Here is a 16,607-nt window from a genome sequence, read left to right on the forward strand (position 1 = left end):
TGCCGCTGGCTCAGTCCGGGAACAACGTGCAGGCCATCACCAGCGCATCCTCGCGACCACCCGCAACTGGATAATAGTCGCGCCGGCGGCCGATTTCATTGAAGCCGAAACGCTCGTACAGGCGATAAGCCGGGTTGCTGGCCCTCACCTCCAGGAAACACTCGCGACCGTTGAGCTGGTAGGCGCGCGACATCAGGTGTTCGAGCAGCCGCAAGCCCAGGCCGCGCCCCTGGTTTTCCGGCTTGACGGTGATGTTGAGCAGGTGAGCTTCGTCGATGATCACGTTGATCACGCCGTGGCCAACCTGTTGCTGCCCATCGAACATCAGCCAGACTTCATAGGATTTCAGGGCATCCAGAAAGATGCCGCGGGTCCAGGGGTGGCTGAACGCGGCATATTCGATTTTCAGCACGGCATCCAGATCCGCCTCGGTCATGGGGCGAAAGCTGATCGAGTCACTCATTCAACGGGTTTCCAGCGCGCCATCAGCTGGCGCATGGCTTTCCAGACGTCCGCTTTACGCTGCGGCTCGTCCATCAACAGTTCCAGGCCCGGCAAGGCCCACGCCTCGCCCAGGCCGTCGAGCTTGAGGGTTTGGTAATAAGCCTGGTCGTCGGCGCCGGCAGCAAAGCGCAGCGCCGGCGTACCCACCAGCCACAGGCAGGTGCAGGGCGCTTCTTCCAGACGCGCCTGGACAAAACCCTGTACAAAATCGCGGGCTGCGTCCGGGCCCTGGTCCATGTTGCCGCGCATCAGCAGCGGCCAGCGCACTGGCTCACCCACGATCTGCGGGGCATCGGGTAGGCCAGCGGCGCGCAGCATGTCCTTGAGCAGCAGGTAGGACGGGTCACGGCTCTGGAAAGGCTGGCCGGTGGCCAGCTCGACCAGCAATAGGCAATCGCCAGCGCGCAGCAATTGCAAGGCAAAGCGCGGAGGCGGTACCGGCACTGGGCGAGGGGTCGCAGCCTGCTCGGGCGCCTCCACAGGCTTGGCCGCGGCCTTGGCGGAAACGCCAGGGCGCGGGACCTCGATCTTCGGCCGCTCGACGACCCGTGCCTGGGGGGCAACAGGTGATTTGTCGGCTATCTGGCGTGGCGGCGGCTCGAAATCGATGTCCTCGGGCGGCGCCAACGGCAGCAGCAGCTCGGGCCGTGACGGCGCGGCGAACGGCAGCTCAGCGCGCGGCAGCCAGTGCACCACTTGCATGGCGGACAGATAGGCGCGGCGACGTTGTTCGGTAAGCAAGGCGGTCATCCGAGGGGGGTTGGGACAGGTGCGCATTCTAACGCCGATGACCTGCCAGTGCCGCATCTGCTCGGCGGTTTTTTACGCATCCCCTGCCTGCCTGGGCAAGCCACAGGAAGCGCGTGGTCGATCAGCCTGTCGCACGACAGAGCAAGCGAATAAGAACCAACCCGTCGGATGCAGTACAATCGCCCCCTTTTTCTTGGCAACGAGTCCAAGCCGATGATCGAACCCAAGCGCGTCCTGCGTGCCCTAGCCGAACACTGGGCCCTGATCGAGCCGCTGTGCGAGCGTTTCGACCAGGGCACCCTCAGCCTGGTAGAGCTGCGCCAGCATGTGGCCCGCCAGCAGATCGAGAGCACCCCGCAGGACATTACCCAACTGCTCGATGTGTGGATCCGCCTGGACATCCTGGTACCCGTTGCCAAGAGCCCGAACCGCTTCGAGCTCAATGCCCAGATCCACGATTTTCTCGCCTACCTGCGCCGTGAACATCGCCTCGGCCTGTGCCTGGAGATCGAGGCCTACCTGCGTCATCTGGAGCGCCTGGCCGGGCACATCCAGGATGCCTTCGACAACCGCGACAGCGACGACCTGGCGCGGCAACTGCGGTTGCTGGACATGCGCGTGCGGGACGTGTTGAAGAAGCTCGACAACGATGAGCAGGCCCTGGTGGCCGTCGCCGAGCGGGCCAAGACCAGCAGTCGCCAGATACCGCTGCGCCAGCGCTATGCCGAGGTGCTGGCCACCTGGGACGAATACGTCGAGCCGATGATCCAGCTGGTCAACGCCGACGGCGCCTTCGAGCAGGGCGTGCGCAAGGTCGAGACCGTGCTGCTGAAGCTACTCGGTGAACAGGCGCGCCTTGGCCACCTGGTCGATGACGACATGCTGCTGCGCACCCATGCGCGCATTCTGGAGATGCAGACCAGCGCCCAGCTTACCCTGCGTCATGCCCGTGAGCTGCTGCTGCCGCTGCGCGAGGAAGCACGGCGTCATAACGCAGTTACCCGTGGCGCAGCCCTGGCACTGTCGGTGGTGCGCCGCAAGGGCCTGGACGCGCTGCCACAGGCGGCCATGCCGTTGTTCACTCGGCCGCAGAGCACCTTCCTGGGTAGCGCCAGCCAGGTCGAAGCCTATGTCTATGCCTTGGCGCGCTTCGAGCCCAAACCGGCGCGCTTTCCCAAGGCGCACAAGAGCACGTCCGACGCCAAGCCTCGCGCACCGCGCACGGTCAAGGAAATGACCGAACGCTGTGAACAGGCACTGCCTCTGCCAGACCTGATGGTGTGGCTGCTGGAGCAGGAGCCCGAAGGCGCCACCGACGAACTGCTGTACTGGTTCTCGCGCCTGTCACGGGAAAAACGCTTCAACCGCGAGCGCCTCGAGCGGCGTAACTACGACACCCAGGAACACCGCGTCAGCCTGCGTTCGTACGCCCTGACTTCCAGCCGCGAAGACGCCGCCAGTGCGTCCCCAGAACCCCACGCGAGCCCAGCCCATGCATCTTGATCTTTCCGAACTGTCCCAGCTCGCACCGATCTTCCGCGAGCTGTTCAAAGGTTTCCACATCAGCCGCCGCGACCCGGAGCTGTACGCGCAGTTGTCCAACTTCCAGGACCAGTACCGCAGCCTGTTCAAGGCCCTGGGCTTCGAGCTGGTGTGCGACACCCGCGGTTTCTACTACTTCGTGCCGGACATGACGGCGGCGCAGGTCAACAAGACGGCGCAGCGCCTGTCGCTGTTCACCTTCATTCTGGTCGAGCACCTGGCCGATCAAGGCCGTGACCCGATCGCGGTGCTCGACGGCGGCAGCGTTGGTCGCGACGAACTGCCTTCGTTGCTCGACAAATACCGTGACCTGTTCCTGCAGGCCGAGGTGCAGACGGTCGAGGACTTGGAAGAAAAGATCCTGCGCCGCATGACCCAGCTTGGCTTCGCCCATGAAGAAGGTGGCATCTACCGTTTCCTGCCGCCGATGCACCGGTTCCTGGACGTTTGCCTGGCCGTGCAGCAGGACCGGGACCTGGCGGCGACGCTGCACAGCGCCCTGCCCTTGCCCACCCCAGTGCTGGCCGAAGACCACGCCGAGCCAATGCTCGAACACACCGACGATCCGCTCGACCTGACGCCGTTCGAGGCTGAGGAAGACGAGGAACAGGCCCTGGCTCGTGCCATCCGCCAAGAGCAACAGGAGATCGACGCATGAGCCAGGAACGCTACGGCATCCGCCGCTTCGCATTGCTCAACACGGCAGGCTACAGCCTGGGTTTGTTCCCGCTGGAGCACCCGCTGTCGGTGTACGGCGCCAACAACCTGGGCAAGTCGGCATCGATCAACGCCCTGCAGTTCCCGATCCTGGCCCGCATGTCGGACATGAGCTTTGGCAAGTACAGCCTGGAGCAGTCGCGCCGCTTCTACTTCGCCAGTGACACCTCGTACATCCTCTGCGAACTGAGCCTGCCCCACGGGCCGCACGTGATCGGGGTCGTCGGCCGTGGGCCGGGTGGCGGCTTCGGGCACCAGTTCTTTGCCTACCAGGGCGAGCTGGACCTGGCGCACTATCAGAAGAACGACACGTGCCTGCGCCAGAAAGAGCTGTTCACCAACCTTGAAAGCAAGGGCATCAAAGCCTACGAGCTCAAGCCGGACGAGCTGCGCCGCCTGTTGGTCGGCGGTCATACCTCGGTGCCCCTGGACCTGACCCTGATCCCGCTGCGCTCGACCAGCGAGCAGAGCCTCAAGACCTTCCGCGCGTTGTTCATCAACCTGCTGCACATGCGCGAAATCACGGCGGCCAAGCTCAAGCAGCTGTTCCTCGATGCCTTCGAGCACAGCCTGCGTTCTGGCAGTGTCGACTACATTGCCGCCTGCGAAGAAGCCTTCCGCGATGTGCGACGCATGGAACAGGACTACAACGCCCTGGTCGCCGCCGGCCCACTGGTCGAGGCACTGGCCGGCGGCGTTGCCCAACGCGACATCCTGCGCGGCAAGCTGCACCGTATTTCGCCGGTGCTCGACAACCTGCTGGGTACCTGGCAGGACTACGCCATGGCGCGCAAGGAAGAGCTGGTCATCCAGGCCGAGCATTACCGGGGTGAACAGGACCGCTTGCAAAACGATCAGCGCGGCGGCACCCAGGAGCTGATGCGCCTTGAGCGTGAAATCACCGGCATCCAGCGCTGGCTAGGCGAGCTGTCGGTGTTGCGCCATCGTTTTGCTTTGGTCGATGACGTCAAGGTGCTGGAGCAGCAGTTGCTGGCGGCCAAGGATGCCCATGACGAGCTCGCCGGCGCCCTGGCCCAGTCCCGTCAGTTCAGTGCCGAAGACCTCGACCAGCGCGTTGGCGACCTGGAAAAACGCCTCAGGCAGGTCAAGCAGCAGCTCGATCACGCCGACAACAACAGTTATGCCCGTTTGCGCGAAGAGTTCTCGCAGCAGGATGTCGACCGCCTGATGCGCCTGTTCAACGGTGCCCTGTTCAGCCTGCCATTGGGTGAGCGTGGCATCGAGCTGGACGACAGCGACCTGTGGGTGAAATCCCTTGAAGCGGTGCTCGACCGCTTCAAGGGTGAGCGTTTCGAGGTGCCTGGCCTGTCCATCGACCTGTCCCACATCGACCCACCGGCCTTGCAGGCGCTGGCTGACCGCGCCGCGCTGCGTGATCAGAAGGAGCGCCTGGACAAGGAGCTGCGCCAGCTCAAGACCCAGCAGGCAGTGAGCGCCGACCGCTCGGCTTCCAAGGCGCAGACCGAAGCGCTGTACCAGCAGGTACTCGACGCCCAGAAAGCCCTGGAAGACTACCGCCGCAGCCAGACCCTGGCCGCCGAAGAGCCTGCCAAGCTCGAACAGCTCGCACAAATGGAGGCCGCTCAGGATGAACTCAAGCGCTCCAGCGATGCGTTTACCGAGCGGGTACAGCAGCTGTCGGCCAAGCTGCAACTGGTGGCGCGCCAGTTGGGTGACCTGGAGTCCAAGCAACGCACCCTGGACGATGCATTGCGCCGCCGTCAGTTGCTACCGGCCGACCTGCCCCTCGGCACCCCGTTCATGGAAGCCATCGACGACTCCATGGACAACCTGCTGCCACTGCTCAACGACTACCAGGACAGCTGGCAGAGCCTGCAGCGGGTGGATAACCAGATCGAAGCGTTGTACGCGCAGGTGCGCCTCAAAGGCGTGGCCAAGTTCGACAGCGAAGACGACATGGAGCGCCGCCTGCAGTTGCTGGTCAACGCCTATGCCCACCGTACCGACGAGGCATTGACCCTGGCCAAGGCGCGTCGCGCTGCCGTGACGGACATTGCCCGTACCCTGCGCAACATCCGCAGCGACTACGACAGCCTCGAGCACCAGCTTGCCCTGTTCAACCGCGAGATCAACCGACGCCAGGTGTCGAACCTGGAAAGCTTCCGTGTGGTGCTGGCACCGAACAAGGAGGCGCTCAAGCACATCGACCAGATCATCCACAGTGCTGGCCAATATGAAGAAGGCGAAACCCTGTCGGTGTTCGACCTCACCCAGAACGCCGACCAGGACAACCGGAACGAGCAGGCCAAGGAATACCTGGCGCGCCTGGTCGCCGCGAACCATAACCAGCTGGGGTTGAAGGACCTGTTCGAGCTGGCGTTCGAGATCACCAAGGTCAACGGCCAGCCGATCATCCACGCCGACATCGACGGCGCGGCGTCCAACGGCACGACCATGACCATCAAGGCGCTGACCAACATGTACCTGTTGCTGCACCTGATGGACCGCGACTTGGCTGGGCGTGTGCGCCTGCCGTACTACCTGGACGAAGCGGCGGACATCGACGAACGCAACCAGGCGGCATTGCTGGAGACCAGCCTGCAGCTGGGCTTCGTGCCGATCCTGGCGAGCGTCAAACCGCAGGTTTCGGCACACGTGGCCATCGACCTGGAAGGCGGCAGCGGCCCCAACGGCATCTACATCGACGAATCGGACTGGAAGTTCATCAGCCCGCTGGAGGAGGTGAAGGTGGTGGTACGCGAAGATCAGGGTGAAGTGGTTATCTGACGGAGATCGTGGGGCCGCGTTGCGGCCCCGACAATGGATGTTGCGAAGCTGAGGTTCTGGGACTGACACGCCTCCCATCACCCCCACCTCAACACTCACAACGCATCCAACTCAAATCGACCCAGACCTGCCTATCACTGAGCCCACGGCAGAATCGGAATCGCCGTCACGGCATTCTGCGGGCTGCCTTCGACGATGCGGTCGCTGTATACCAGATACACCAGCGTATTGCGCTTCTTGTCCAGGAAGCGCACCACCTGCATGGTCTTGAATACCAGCGATGTGCGCTCCTTGAATACCTCATCGCCATCCTTGAGCTCGCCCTTGAAGCTGATCGGTCCTACCTGACGGCAGGCGATCGAGGCCTCGGCGCGGTCCTCGGCCAACCCCAGTCCACCCTTCACACCCCCCGTCTTGGCTCGCGACAGGTAGCACGTCACACCTTCGACCTTGGGGTCGTCGAAGGCTTCCACGACGATGCGGTCGTTCGGCCCTAGAAACTTGAAGACAGTGGACACCTGGCCGATTTCCTCGGCGCCAGCCAGCATCGGCAACCCAAGGGCTGCCACGACAAACAGTTTCTTCAGCATGTTCATACCAGCACCAGATTGTCACGATGCACCAGCTCAGGCTCGGCGCTATAACCCAGGATAGACTCGATGACGTCGGAGGATTGCCCGATGATCTTCTGCGCCTCCAGGGCACTGTAGTTGGCCAGGCCCCTGGCCACCTCCAACCCATCAGGGCCCACGCATACCACCATCTCGCCACGTCTGAAGCTGCCCTGGATGGCCTTGACGCCCACTGGCAGCAAACTCTTGTTGGCCTGGCGCAGTGCCTGTACCGCACCCTCGTCCAACACCAGCGTGCCGCGGGTCTGCAAATGGCCCGCCAGCCACTGCTTGCGGGCTGCCAGCATGCCACGCTCAGGCGACAGCAAGGTGCCCAACCGCTCACCGGCCTTGAGACGATCAAGCACGCGCTCGATGCGCCCGCCAATGATGATGGTGTGGGCACCGGAGCGTGCCGCCAAGCGCGCAGCGCGCAGCTTGGTCTGCATACCGCCGCGCCCCAGTGCACCACCGGTGCTGCCGGCCACGGCGTCCAGCGCCGGATCATCGGCACGGGCCTCGAAGATCAGTTGCGCGTCGGGGTTGTTGCGCGGGTCGGCATCGAACATGCCATCACGGTCGGTCAGGATCACCAGCAGGTCGGCTTCCACGAGGTTAGCCACCAATGCCGCCAGGGTATCGTTGTCACCGAAGCGAATTTCGTCGGTCACCACGGTGTCGTTTTCATTGATCACCGGCACCACGCCCAGTTCGACGAGGGTGCGCAAGGTGCTGCGCGCATTGAGGTAGCGCTTGCGGTCGGACAGGTCGTCATGGGTCAACAGGATCTGCGCGGTATGCTTGCCATGCTCGCCAAAACTCGACTCCCAGGCCTGCACCAGGCGCATCTGACCGATGGACGCTGCTGCCTGCAGCTCGTTCATCGCACTGGGGCGTGACGTCCAGCCCAGCTGGCTCATGCCGGCGGCCACGGCGCCCGAGGAGACCAGCACCAACTCCACGCCCGCTTCACGCAGCGCGACCATCTGCTCGACCCACACGGCCATGGCGCCGCGATCGAGGCCTTTGCCATCGGCGGTCAGCAGCGCACTGCCAATCTTCACGACCCAGCGCCTGGCGCCCGTCACCTTGCTTCGCATCGTCTTCCAACCTATGTCGAATCTGTAGATACCGTGGATACAAAAACGCCGCTCAAGCGAGCGGCGTTTAGTGTACTGCAACCGATCAGTCGCGCACGTAAATGATTTCCGGGCCGTCTTCGTCGTCCTCGAAGTCATCATCCCAGCCATCGTCATCGCCGATGTCGTGCACGCTCTTGACACCGGTACGGCGCAAGGTGCGAGCATCGTCCAGGGCCTGCAACTGGGCCCGCGCCTCGTCCTCGATGCGCTGGTCGAGGTCGGCCAGTTCCTCGGCATAGGCCGGGTCGTTGGCCAGGCGGTCGGCACGGTCTTCGAGGTAGCGCATCAGGTCGTGGCTGAGCTTTTCGGTACCTTGCTTGGAGATGGCCGAGATCACGTACACAGGGCCCTCCCACTGCAGGCGCTCGACCACTTCCTTGACCCGCTCGTCGCGCTCGTCATCCATGACCATGTCGGCCTTGTTCAGCACCAACCAGCGCTCACGCTCAGCCAGTGACGGGCTGAAGCGGGTCAGCTCGTTGACGATGACTTCGGCGGCATCGGCCGGGCTGCTCTCGTCCAGCGGCGCCATGTCCACCAGGTGCAGCAGAACACGGGTACGCGCCAGGTGCTTGAGGAAGCGGATACCCAGGCCAGCACCGTCGGAGGCACCTTCGATCAGCCCAGGAATGTCGGCGATGACGAAGCTTTTCCAGCGGTCGACACTGACCACGCCCAGGTTCGGCACCAGAGTAGTGAACGGGTAGTCGGCCACTTTCGGCTTGGCGGCCGATACCGAGCGGATAAAGGTGCTCTTGCCCGCATTCGGCAGGCCCAGCAGGCCCACATCGGCCAGCACTTTCATTTCCATCTTCAAGTCGCGCTGCTCACCCGGCTTGCCAGGGGTGGTCTGGCGCGGTGCACGGTTGGTACTGGATTTGAAACGGGTATTGCCCAGGCCGTGCCAGCCGCCCTGGGCGACCATCAGCTTCTGCCCCGGCTTGACCAGGTCACCGATCACTTCCTGCGTGGAGGCATCGATCACAGTAGTGCCCACCGGCACACGCAGGAACAGGTCTTCGCCCTTCTTGCCCGTGCAGTCGGTGCTGCCGCCATTGGCGCCGCGCTGGGCTTCGTGGTGACGGGTGTAGCGATAGTCGACCAGGGTGTTGAGGTTCTCGTCTGCCACCATGAACACCGAGCCACCGTCACCGCCATCGCCGCCGTTGGGGCCACCGTTCTCGATGAACTTCTCGCGGCGGAAGCTCATGCAACCGTTACCGCCGTCACCGGCCTTGACCCGAATGGATACTTCGTCAACAAACTTCATTCAAAAACCGCCTCTCGCCTTCCGACGAGTTGAACACTGATAAACATGAGGCTCTTGCAAAAATGAGCGCGGCGGCCCCGTACGACCGTAGAAACCCACGCCGGCAACCCATACAAACAGCTTTGCAAGAGGCTCACCACAAACGAAAAAGCCCCGTCGCATGACGGGGCTTTTGGAGCGACGTCGCGATTAGGCTGCGACGATGCTCACGTAACGGCGGTTGAACTCGCCTTTCTTTTCGAACTTGATCACGCCTTCGATCTTGGCGAACAGGGTGTGATCTTTACCGATGCCCACGCCGTAGCCTGGGTGGAATTCGGTGCCGCGCTGGCGGACGATGATGTTGCCTGGCTTGATAACCTGGCCGCCATACATCTTCACGCCAAGGCGTTTCGATTCTGAGTCGCGACCGTTACGAGTACTACCACCAGCCTTCTTGTGAGCCATGGTTCAATTCTCCAAATAAATTCAGGGGATCTAGGGGATTAAGCCTGGATGCCGGTGATTTTGATCTCGGTGAACCACTGGCGGTGGCCCATGCGCTTCATGTGGTGCTTACGACGACGGAACTTGATGATGCGAACCTTGTCGTGGCGGCCTTGCGAAACGACTTCGGCCACTACTTTAGCGCCAGCAACAACTGGAGCACCGATGGTGACTTCTTCACCGTTGGCGACCAGCAGAACGCGATCGAAAGTCACGGACTCGCCAGTGGCGACTTCCAGTTTCTCGACCTTGAGGAATTCACCTTCAGCGACTTTGTACTGCTTGCCGCCGGTAACGATTACTGCGTAAGACATGGTATTTCTCCGATAATCCTGCTCACCCAGCGCTTTATATGATGAGTATTGGCTGGCATGGCTGCACAGGGCTGGAACGGCCCGGCGCAATTGCGTAAGGCAGGTGCTGCCCAGGAAGTTAGGGTGCGCGATTGTACGCAACACAGGTTTTGCTTGCAAGTGCAGCGCCCGACCGACCGGCACCGTGCCTTGACACACCGGGACCCGCAACCTAGCATGCCGCGCAACCTCACTGGAGCAGCCGATGCAACCCCAAACCTTCTACCGTGCGGTGGCTGACGATTTCAGCGCCGTCGACGAGATCATCAAGAAGCAGCTGACCTCGCGCGTGCCGCTGGTATCGAAGATCGGCGACTATATCACGTCGGCCGGCGGCAAGCGCCTGCGTCCATTGCTGGTGTTGCTGTGCGGCAAGGCTCTGGGCCACCGGGGCGACGACCTGCGGCTACTGGCGGCCACCATCGAGTTCCTGCACACCGCTACCCTGCTGCACGATGACGTGGTCGACATGTCGGGCATGCGCCGCGGCCGCTCCACGGCCAACGCCCTGTGGGGCAATGCCCCAAGCGTGCTGGTCGGTGATTTCCTCTATTCCCGTTCGTTCGAGATGATGGTCGAACTGGGGTCGATGCCGGTCATGCAGATTCTGTCCAGGGCTACCCGGGTCATCGCCGAAGGCGAAGTGCTGCAGCTGTCGCGGGTACGCGATGCCAGCACCACCGAGGAGGTCTACATGGACGTCATCCGCGGCAAGACTGCCATGCTGTTCGAAGCCTCTACCCACAGTGCTGCGGCGCTGGCCCAGGCCTCCGATGCCCAGCGCGAGGCCTTGCGCATGTTCGGTGACCACCTGGGCGTGGCTTTCCAGCTGGTCGACGACCTGCTTGACTATGAAGGCGATGCCGAAGCACTGGGCAAGAACGTGGGCGACGACCTGGCCGAGGGCAAGCCCACCCTGCCTTTGATCTACACCATGCGCGAGGGCACTGCCGAGCAGGCAGCGCTGGTGCGTCAGGCCATTCAGAAAGGCGGCCTCGAAGACCTGGAGCAGATCCGTGCCGCCGTAGAGGCATCGGGTGCACTCAAGTACACCGCAGCCCTGGCGCAGGATTACGTCAAGCGCGCTATCGAGTGCCTGGAAGTGCTCCCTGCCAGCGAATACCGGGATGCGTTGGTCGAGCTCAGCCAGTTCGCGGTCGCACGCACCCACTGACGGCACGCCCTTCCCCACACGCGGTTCGTCCCCGAACCGCTACGGACTTTTGTCCGGACATAATCACTTCTGAAACCAGACCTTCTACAATGGCGGCTTTTTCCGCTTGTCTGTTCGAGGAACCGAAGTGAGTACGTTGCCACCCTGCCCCAAATGCAATTCCGAATACACCTACGAGGATGGCACGCAGCTGATCTGCCCTGAATGTGCCCACGAATGGTCGGCCAACGGCGAAGCCGAACCTGCCAATGACGATGTGGTGAAAAAAGATTCAGTCGGCAACGTGCTACAAGACGGCGACACCGTGACCGTGATCAAGGACTTGAAGGTCAAGGGCTCGTCCCTGGTGGTCAAGGTCGGCACCAAGGTCAAGAACATCCGCCTGTGCGACGGTGACCACGATATCGACTGCAAGATCGACGGCATTGGCGCGATGAAACTGAAATCGGAATTCGTGCGCAAGGTCTGATTTCACCCAGATCCGCCAATTGGTTCTTGCTATTTTGATAATAAGAATTATTCTCATTGGAAAGTTATCCAAGGAGAGTAGTCATGACTTATCTGATCGATGCCTGGCTGGACCGCCCTCATCCGTATCTGCGCATTCTTCATCGTGAGACCGGTGAAGTGTGCGCGGTGCTCGAAGCAGAGGCGCTGGACGAACTGCGCGACCAGGGCGATCTGGACCTGCGCGGGCTGAATTCGAATGAGCCGGGGGTGCTGAAGGAGCTGGTGCGCAACTTGTTTCTGTTCTGCTATGCACGGGCATTGCGCCCGGTGGGAACAGACTGGAACTGACAGTTCTAGCGAGCCGGGAAAGGGCCGCAACGCGGCCCCAGCGGTATTACAGAACGTCGAGCAGTTCGACGTCGAACACCAGCACGCTGTGCGGCGGGATGCTGCCGACGCCCTGGGCACCGTAGGCCAGTTCGCTTGGCACATACAGGCGCCACTTGCTGCCGGCGCTCATCAATTGCAGGGCTTCGGTCCAGCCTGCGATCACACCACCGACCGGGAATTCGGCTGGCTGACCACGATCATAGGAGCTGTCGAACACGGTGCCGTCGATCAGGGTGCCGTGGTAGTGCACACGCACCTGGTCTTCGCGCGATGGCTTGGCGCCTTCACCTGTGCTCAGCGCTTCGTACTGCAGGCCCGAATCCAGGGTGACGATACCGTCGCGCTTGGCGTTGTCGGCCAGGAACTGCTTGCCGGCTGCCGCTGCAGCCTCGGCCTTGGCGGCCGCCTGGGCTTGCATCACTTCACGGATAACTTGGAAGCTGGCCGACAGTTCGGCCTCGCTGACGCGGCTGTCTGCACCGTTGAAAGCGTCGGTCAGGCCGGCCACGATCGCGTCCAGGCTCACACCTGGCGGCGGGTTGTCACGCAGCTGGCCACCCAGCTGACGGCCGATGCCGTAGCTGACGCGGGTTTCGTCGGTAGACAGGTTGATCTCGGACATTGTCATGCTCCACTGCAGGGCGCAGCGCAGCCACGCCCTTGATGAAAAGGGCGAGCAGCCTAGCATATCGAGAGGCACCTCGCTGCACGCGGCAGACCACCGCGTGCAGCTGAAGTTGTGGTTAGTGCTTGGTGAGCTTGTCCAGGTAACCCATGCAGAACGCCGAGACGACGAAGGTCATGTGGATGATGACGTACCACATCAGGTAATCGGTGGAGATGTTCTGTGCATCCATGAACACCCGCAACAAGTGGATGGACGAAATGGCCACGATCGACGCAGCCACCTTCATCTTCAGCGAGGAGGAGTCCATCTTGCCGAGCCAGTTGAGCTTTTCCTTGCTCTCGTCGATATCCAGCTGCGAGACGAAGTTCTCATAGCCGGAAATCATCACCATGACCAACAGGCCGCCGACCAGCGACATGTCGATCAGCGACAGGATCACCAGGATCAGGTCGGCTTCGCTCAAGGCGAAGACGTTGGGCAGAACATGGACAACTTCCTGGAAGAATTTCAGCGCAAGGGCCAATAGGCCCAGGGACAGGCCAAAGTAGATGGGGGCGAGCAGCCAGCGGGAGGCATACATCGCATTTTCGAGAAAACGTTCCATGGAGGATGAGGACTCGTAGGTGGCTGGAAAAACGACCGCGAGTATAGCCAGCCGCCTCATGCAGCAAAAGCTGGATGACTGCCCCGGCTTGTTCAGGTCTCAGGATGGAACTGGTAATCGCCGAGGTTTTTGGTGCGCTCGCCGTTCATGCGCCGCAACTGCGCCTGCAGGTGCAGGCACCAGATGGGCGGGTCTTCGTTGAGCTGATACCCGTGCAGAGTCAGGCTGTCGACAATGGCATTGAGCACGGACTCGGCCACTTGCGGCCCGTGAAACGGCCCCTGGGCCTTTACCGCCGAGGGTTGTTCACCGGCCATGCCGGCGGCGAACAACAATGTCCACATACCGGTATCGCCAGCCAGGGGCCGAATGCTGCATTCGATGCGGGTCACAAGGCCCAGGCACTGACGTGTAAGGCTGAGGTTGCGCATGGCCGCGTCCTCCGAAAGCTCTGTTCAGCCCTGTGAATGGGCTGTCTTCATCCTGAACACTGGTAGCGTCCTTGGTTCAGCATAGAAGAGCGCCAGCAAAAGATGGAAAACCGGCGCCGAACGGTAGCCATTGGCCGCCGGCGCCGGTTTATTGACTCAAGCAGGTTTAGCTTGCGCAATTACCTCTTCAAGACGCTCCTTCTCCGCCTTTTCGATGTCTTCCTCGCTGATCATCTCGGCAATCTCGCGCAGCCGTTCGACCACGCGCGCATTGACGCTGCCTTCGGTAAACTGCCCTTTCTCGTCAGGCACACCCGCCTCCTCACCTACCAGCAGGCTCAGTGCCTCATCTGCCTGGCTTACCGCGTACACGTGGAAAGTGCCGCTCTCAACCGCCTGCAGCACCCGTTCGTCGAGCATGAGCGTGGCCACGTTGGCACGTGGAATGATCACCCCTTGCTCACCGGTCAGGCCACGGGCTTCGCAGAGCCTGAAGAAACCTTCGATCTTCTCGTTCACACCACCGACCGCCTGCACTTCTCCGAACTGGTTGATGGAACCGGTGATCGCAAAGCACTGCTTGAGCGGGGTGCGCGAGAGGGCCGAGATCAACGTGCAGGCCTCACCCAGCGAGGCGCTGTCGCCGTCCACGTAACCGTAGGATTGCTCCAGAGCGATGCTGGCCGAGATCGCCAGCGGGAATTCCTGGGCATAGCGACTGCCCAGGTAGCCGGTCAGGATCATTACCCCCTTGGAGTGGATGGGCTGGCCCAGGTTGACCTCGCGCTCGATGTCGACGATACCGCTGCCGCCCGGGTACACGGTGGCCGAGATACGCGCGGGCATGCCGAATGCCGAGTCGCCCACCTCCAGCACGGTCAGGCCATTGCATTTGCCGATGGCCGCGCCCTGGGTATCGATCAGAATGATGCCGGCCAGCATATCGTCCAGCACCCGCTGCGAGACCCGCCCGGTGCGCGTCGCCTTGGCCTTGAGTGCACGTTCGATATGGCCAGCATCGGTCATTTCGTCGTTGGCCAGCTGACGGATGAAGTCGGCCTCGCTGACCAGCTGGAACAGATCGCCGATCCGGGCCGAGAGCCGTGCCTGGTTTTCAGCCAGTCGAGCGCTGTAGGTGGCCAGTCGGGCTACCGCGTCGCTGGTCAAGGGCGCCATGCCCTCCTCGTTGGTACGGGTGCGCAGCAGTTGGGCGAACTGCTCCAGATTCTCGTCGACCATGGGCATGTCTTCGTCGAAGTCCACCAGCACCCTGAACATCTCCTGGAAGTCCGGGTCGTGGTCCTGCAGCGCGTAATACAGCTGACGCGAGCCGATGATCACCAGCTTCACGTTGAGCGCAATTACCTGCGGGGTGAGGCTGACGGTTGCCACCCGGCCCAGTTCGCCCAGGGGTGACTCCATCTTGAGCTTGCGCGATTGCAACGCGCGTTTGAGCGCATCCCAGACAAAGGGCTCGCCCAGCATCTTCTCGGCTTCCAGGATCAGGAAGCCACCGTTGGCCCGGTGCAAGGCCCCTGGACGCAACTGCCGGTAGGAGGTGTAGAGCGCGCCCTGGTCGGTGCTGTACTCGATGCGACCGAACAGGTTGTCGTAGGTCGGATGCGGCTCGAACACCACCGGCGCCCCGCCGTCATGATGATGGCCCACGACCAGGCTGGGTGCGTACTGCTCTTCGAGCATCTTGCGCGCCACGGCGTCAGTCTTGCTGTCTTCGACCAGTTGCTCGACCACCGTGCGCAACAGGTTCAGTTGCACCGATTGCAGGTAGGCACATACGGCAGCGTTTTCGGCGTACTTTTCCGACAACGGTGCCAGCAAAGGCTCAAGCGCCAAGGTGATGGTTTCTTCGTTGAGCTGACGCAACTGGTTGTTCGATTCACGCTTCCATTGCGGGAGGCTGGCCAGCTCTTCGTTCAAACGCTCCTCGAGCAGGGCGATGTCTTCGTGAAACTGTTCGCGCACGTGCTCAGGCAACTGGGCAAACTCAGCCTCATCCAGAGCCTTGCCGTCTGCCATCGGCGTGAAGGCCACGTTGCTGGCATCGCGGTACAGGGCCACGTCCTTTTCCAGCGAAGCGCGCTCGATCACATCCAGGGCGCGGTCGTAGCGCTGGTTGAAGGCGCGGTCGATGGCGCCTTTTTTCTGCTGATACGAGGGGTGCTCGAACACGGCCGGGAACGTCGCCAGCAAGTTGTCGATCAACCCGTTCATGTCGGCGATGAAGTCCCCGGCACTGCCCGATGGCAATTCCAGGGCTCGCGGCTCGCGGGTGTCGTCGAAGTGATTGACGTACAGCCAATCGGATGGGGTCTGCTGACGCTTGCCCTCGGCCTTGAGGTAGCGTTTGACGAACGAGAAGCGGCCGGTACCGGGCTCGCCCATGACGTATACGTTATAGCCGGGGCGCGGCATGGCCACGCCGAATTGCAGGGCCTCGACAGCACGCTCCTGGCCCAGTACGCCGCGGAACGGCTCCAGATCGTCCGTGTTGGTGAAAGCAAACTGCTCGGGAGAGAAACGCCGGGTGAGGGCTTCAGGCGCAAGACGCAGGCGCGCAGCGACAGGATCGGGCATTGGGTTTCCTTACTTCGGCGGGGCAGATACGCAGCATTCTGGCGCTGCCTGCGCGCGGGTTGCAAGGCTCCTGGGGATTTATGTCGCAGGTGCGACGGTGTCTTGTACAAGCAAATTTTTCGCAATCAGTAACGCAACCTTTGGAACATGCCTAAACTCCAACTTGCGCGGGTGGGTGAAATGCTTTCCCG

General features: G+C 62.1%; 17 protein-coding genes. 6 read left to right on the forward strand and 11 right to left on the reverse strand.

The features are described 5' to 3' along the window. Positions 1–10: 10 nt before the first annotated feature. Positions 11–463: a ribosomal protein S18-alanine N-acetyltransferase gene (gene rimI / locus ACF8R3_RS00905; RefSeq protein ID WP_392514635.1), complete on the reverse strand. Its 453-nt coding sequence runs from the start codon at positions 461–463 to the stop codon at positions 11–13. Then, positions 460–1,245 (reverse strand): energy transducer TonB, encoded by a 786-nt coding sequence (locus ACF8R3_RS00910; RefSeq protein ID WP_078479453.1) that lies wholly within the window; start codon positions 1,243–1,245, stop codon positions 460–462. Before ACF8R3_RS00910 ends, rimI begins: the two co-directional genes overlap by 4 nt. A 222-nt stretch (positions 1,246–1,467) precedes the next feature. Between ACF8R3_RS00910 and mksB the strand changes: the two genes are divergently transcribed. The 3 genes from mksB to mksF are packed head-to-tail and all read left to right on the forward strand — an operon-like array spanning position 1,468 to position 6,282. Beyond that, the gene (mksB, locus tag ACF8R3_RS00915) at positions 1,468–2,757 is read left to right on the forward strand and encodes an Mks condensin complex protein MksB (RefSeq protein WP_392514637.1); all 1,290 of its coding nucleotides are present in this window, start codon (positions 1,468–1,470) and stop codon (positions 2,755–2,757) included. Next, positions 2,747–3,454, forward strand: coding sequence for an Mks condensin complex protein MksE (gene mksE / locus ACF8R3_RS00920; protein ID WP_100852240.1), 708 nt, complete (start codon positions 2,747–2,749; stop codon positions 3,452–3,454). The genes mksB and mksE overlap by 11 nt, the downstream gene beginning before the upstream one ends. Next, complete coding sequence (gene mksF, locus ACF8R3_RS00925; RefSeq protein WP_058603096.1) at positions 3,451–6,282, forward strand: Mks condensin complex protein MksF; 2,832 nt, start codon at positions 3,451–3,453, stop codon at positions 6,280–6,282. The genes mksE and mksF overlap by 4 nt, the downstream gene beginning before the upstream one ends. Before the next feature lie 134 nt (positions 6,283–6,416). Here the strand turns inward: mksF and ACF8R3_RS00930 are convergent, their stop codons facing one another. From ACF8R3_RS00930 to rplU, 5 genes are all read right to left on the reverse strand, one after another. Beyond that, positions 6,417–6,872, reverse strand: a complete 456-nt coding sequence (locus tag ACF8R3_RS00930; RefSeq protein WP_371259680.1) for a CreA family protein — start codon at positions 6,870–6,872, stop codon at positions 6,417–6,419. A 2-nt stretch (positions 6,873–6,874) separates the two neighbouring features. Further along, the gene (proB, locus tag ACF8R3_RS00935; protein WP_058603097.1) at positions 6,875–7,993 is read right to left on the reverse strand and encodes a glutamate 5-kinase; all 1,119 of its coding nucleotides are present in this window, start codon (positions 7,991–7,993) and stop codon (positions 6,875–6,877) included. A gap of 85 nt (positions 7,994–8,078) precedes the next feature. Further along, positions 8,079–9,305, reverse strand: a complete 1,227-nt coding sequence (cgtA, locus tag ACF8R3_RS00940; RefSeq protein WP_058638611.1) for an Obg family GTPase CgtA — start codon at positions 9,303–9,305, stop codon at positions 8,079–8,081. A gap of 189 nt (positions 9,306–9,494) precedes the next feature. After that, positions 9,495–9,752 carry a 50S ribosomal protein L27 gene (gene rpmA / locus ACF8R3_RS00945; RefSeq protein ID WP_023533198.1) on the reverse strand — a complete coding sequence of 86 codons (258 nt, stop codon included), beginning with the start codon at positions 9,750–9,752 and terminating at the stop codon, positions 9,495–9,497. Between the two features lie 38 nt (positions 9,753–9,790). Beyond that, on the reverse strand, positions 9,791–10,105 hold the full coding sequence (gene rplU, locus ACF8R3_RS00950; RefSeq protein ID WP_023533254.1) for a 50S ribosomal protein L21: 315 nt from the start codon (positions 10,103–10,105) through the stop codon (positions 9,791–9,793). Positions 10,106–10,349: 244 nt separating this feature from the next. Here rplU and ACF8R3_RS00955 point away from each other — a divergent pair, with 244 nt between their 5' ends. From ACF8R3_RS00955 to ACF8R3_RS00965, 3 genes are all read left to right on the forward strand, one after another. Then, the gene (locus ACF8R3_RS00955; RefSeq protein WP_058638612.1) at positions 10,350–11,318 is read left to right on the forward strand and encodes a polyprenyl synthetase family protein; all 969 of its coding nucleotides are present in this window, start codon (positions 10,350–10,352) and stop codon (positions 11,316–11,318) included. A gap of 127 nt (positions 11,319–11,445) precedes the next feature. Beyond that, a complete protein-coding gene (locus ACF8R3_RS00960) occupies positions 11,446–11,787 on the forward strand; it encodes a zinc ribbon domain-containing protein YjdM (RefSeq protein ID WP_058603098.1) in 342 nt (113 codons plus the stop codon). Between the two features lie 83 nt (positions 11,788–11,870). Next, positions 11,871–12,116 carry a hypothetical protein gene (locus tag ACF8R3_RS00965; protein WP_023533238.1) on the forward strand — a complete coding sequence of 82 codons (246 nt, stop codon included), beginning with the start codon at positions 11,871–11,873 and terminating at the stop codon, positions 12,114–12,116. Positions 12,117–12,162: 46 nt separating this feature from the next. Here ACF8R3_RS00965 and ACF8R3_RS00970 read toward each other — a convergent pair whose 3' ends face one another. From ACF8R3_RS00970 to ACF8R3_RS00985, 4 genes are all read right to left on the reverse strand, one after another. Continuing rightward, positions 12,163–12,780: an FKBP-type peptidyl-prolyl cis-trans isomerase gene (locus tag ACF8R3_RS00970; protein ID WP_058603099.1), complete on the reverse strand. Its 618-nt coding sequence runs from the start codon at positions 12,778–12,780 to the stop codon at positions 12,163–12,165. A 121-nt stretch (positions 12,781–12,901) separates the two neighbouring features. Further along, on the reverse strand, positions 12,902–13,390 hold the full coding sequence (locus ACF8R3_RS00975; protein WP_151924393.1) for a TIGR00645 family protein: 489 nt from the start codon (positions 13,388–13,390) through the stop codon (positions 12,902–12,904). Positions 13,391–13,482: 92 nt separating this feature from the next. Further along, positions 13,483–13,821 carry a hypothetical protein gene (locus tag ACF8R3_RS00980; protein WP_027915475.1) on the reverse strand — a complete coding sequence of 113 codons (339 nt, stop codon included), beginning with the start codon at positions 13,819–13,821 and terminating at the stop codon, positions 13,483–13,485. Between the two features lie 156 nt (positions 13,822–13,977). Next, complete coding sequence (locus ACF8R3_RS00985) at positions 13,978–16,416, reverse strand: Lon protease family protein (RefSeq protein ID WP_058603100.1); 2,439 nt, start codon at positions 16,414–16,416, stop codon at positions 13,978–13,980. Between the last annotated feature and the right edge of the window lie 191 nt (positions 16,417–16,607).

It is taken from the genome of Pseudomonas sp. FYR_7, from assembly GCF_043106155.1.
In the GTDB taxonomy this organism is placed as follows: Bacteria; Pseudomonadota; Gammaproteobacteria; order Pseudomonadales; family Pseudomonadaceae; genus Aquipseudomonas; species Aquipseudomonas parafulva_B.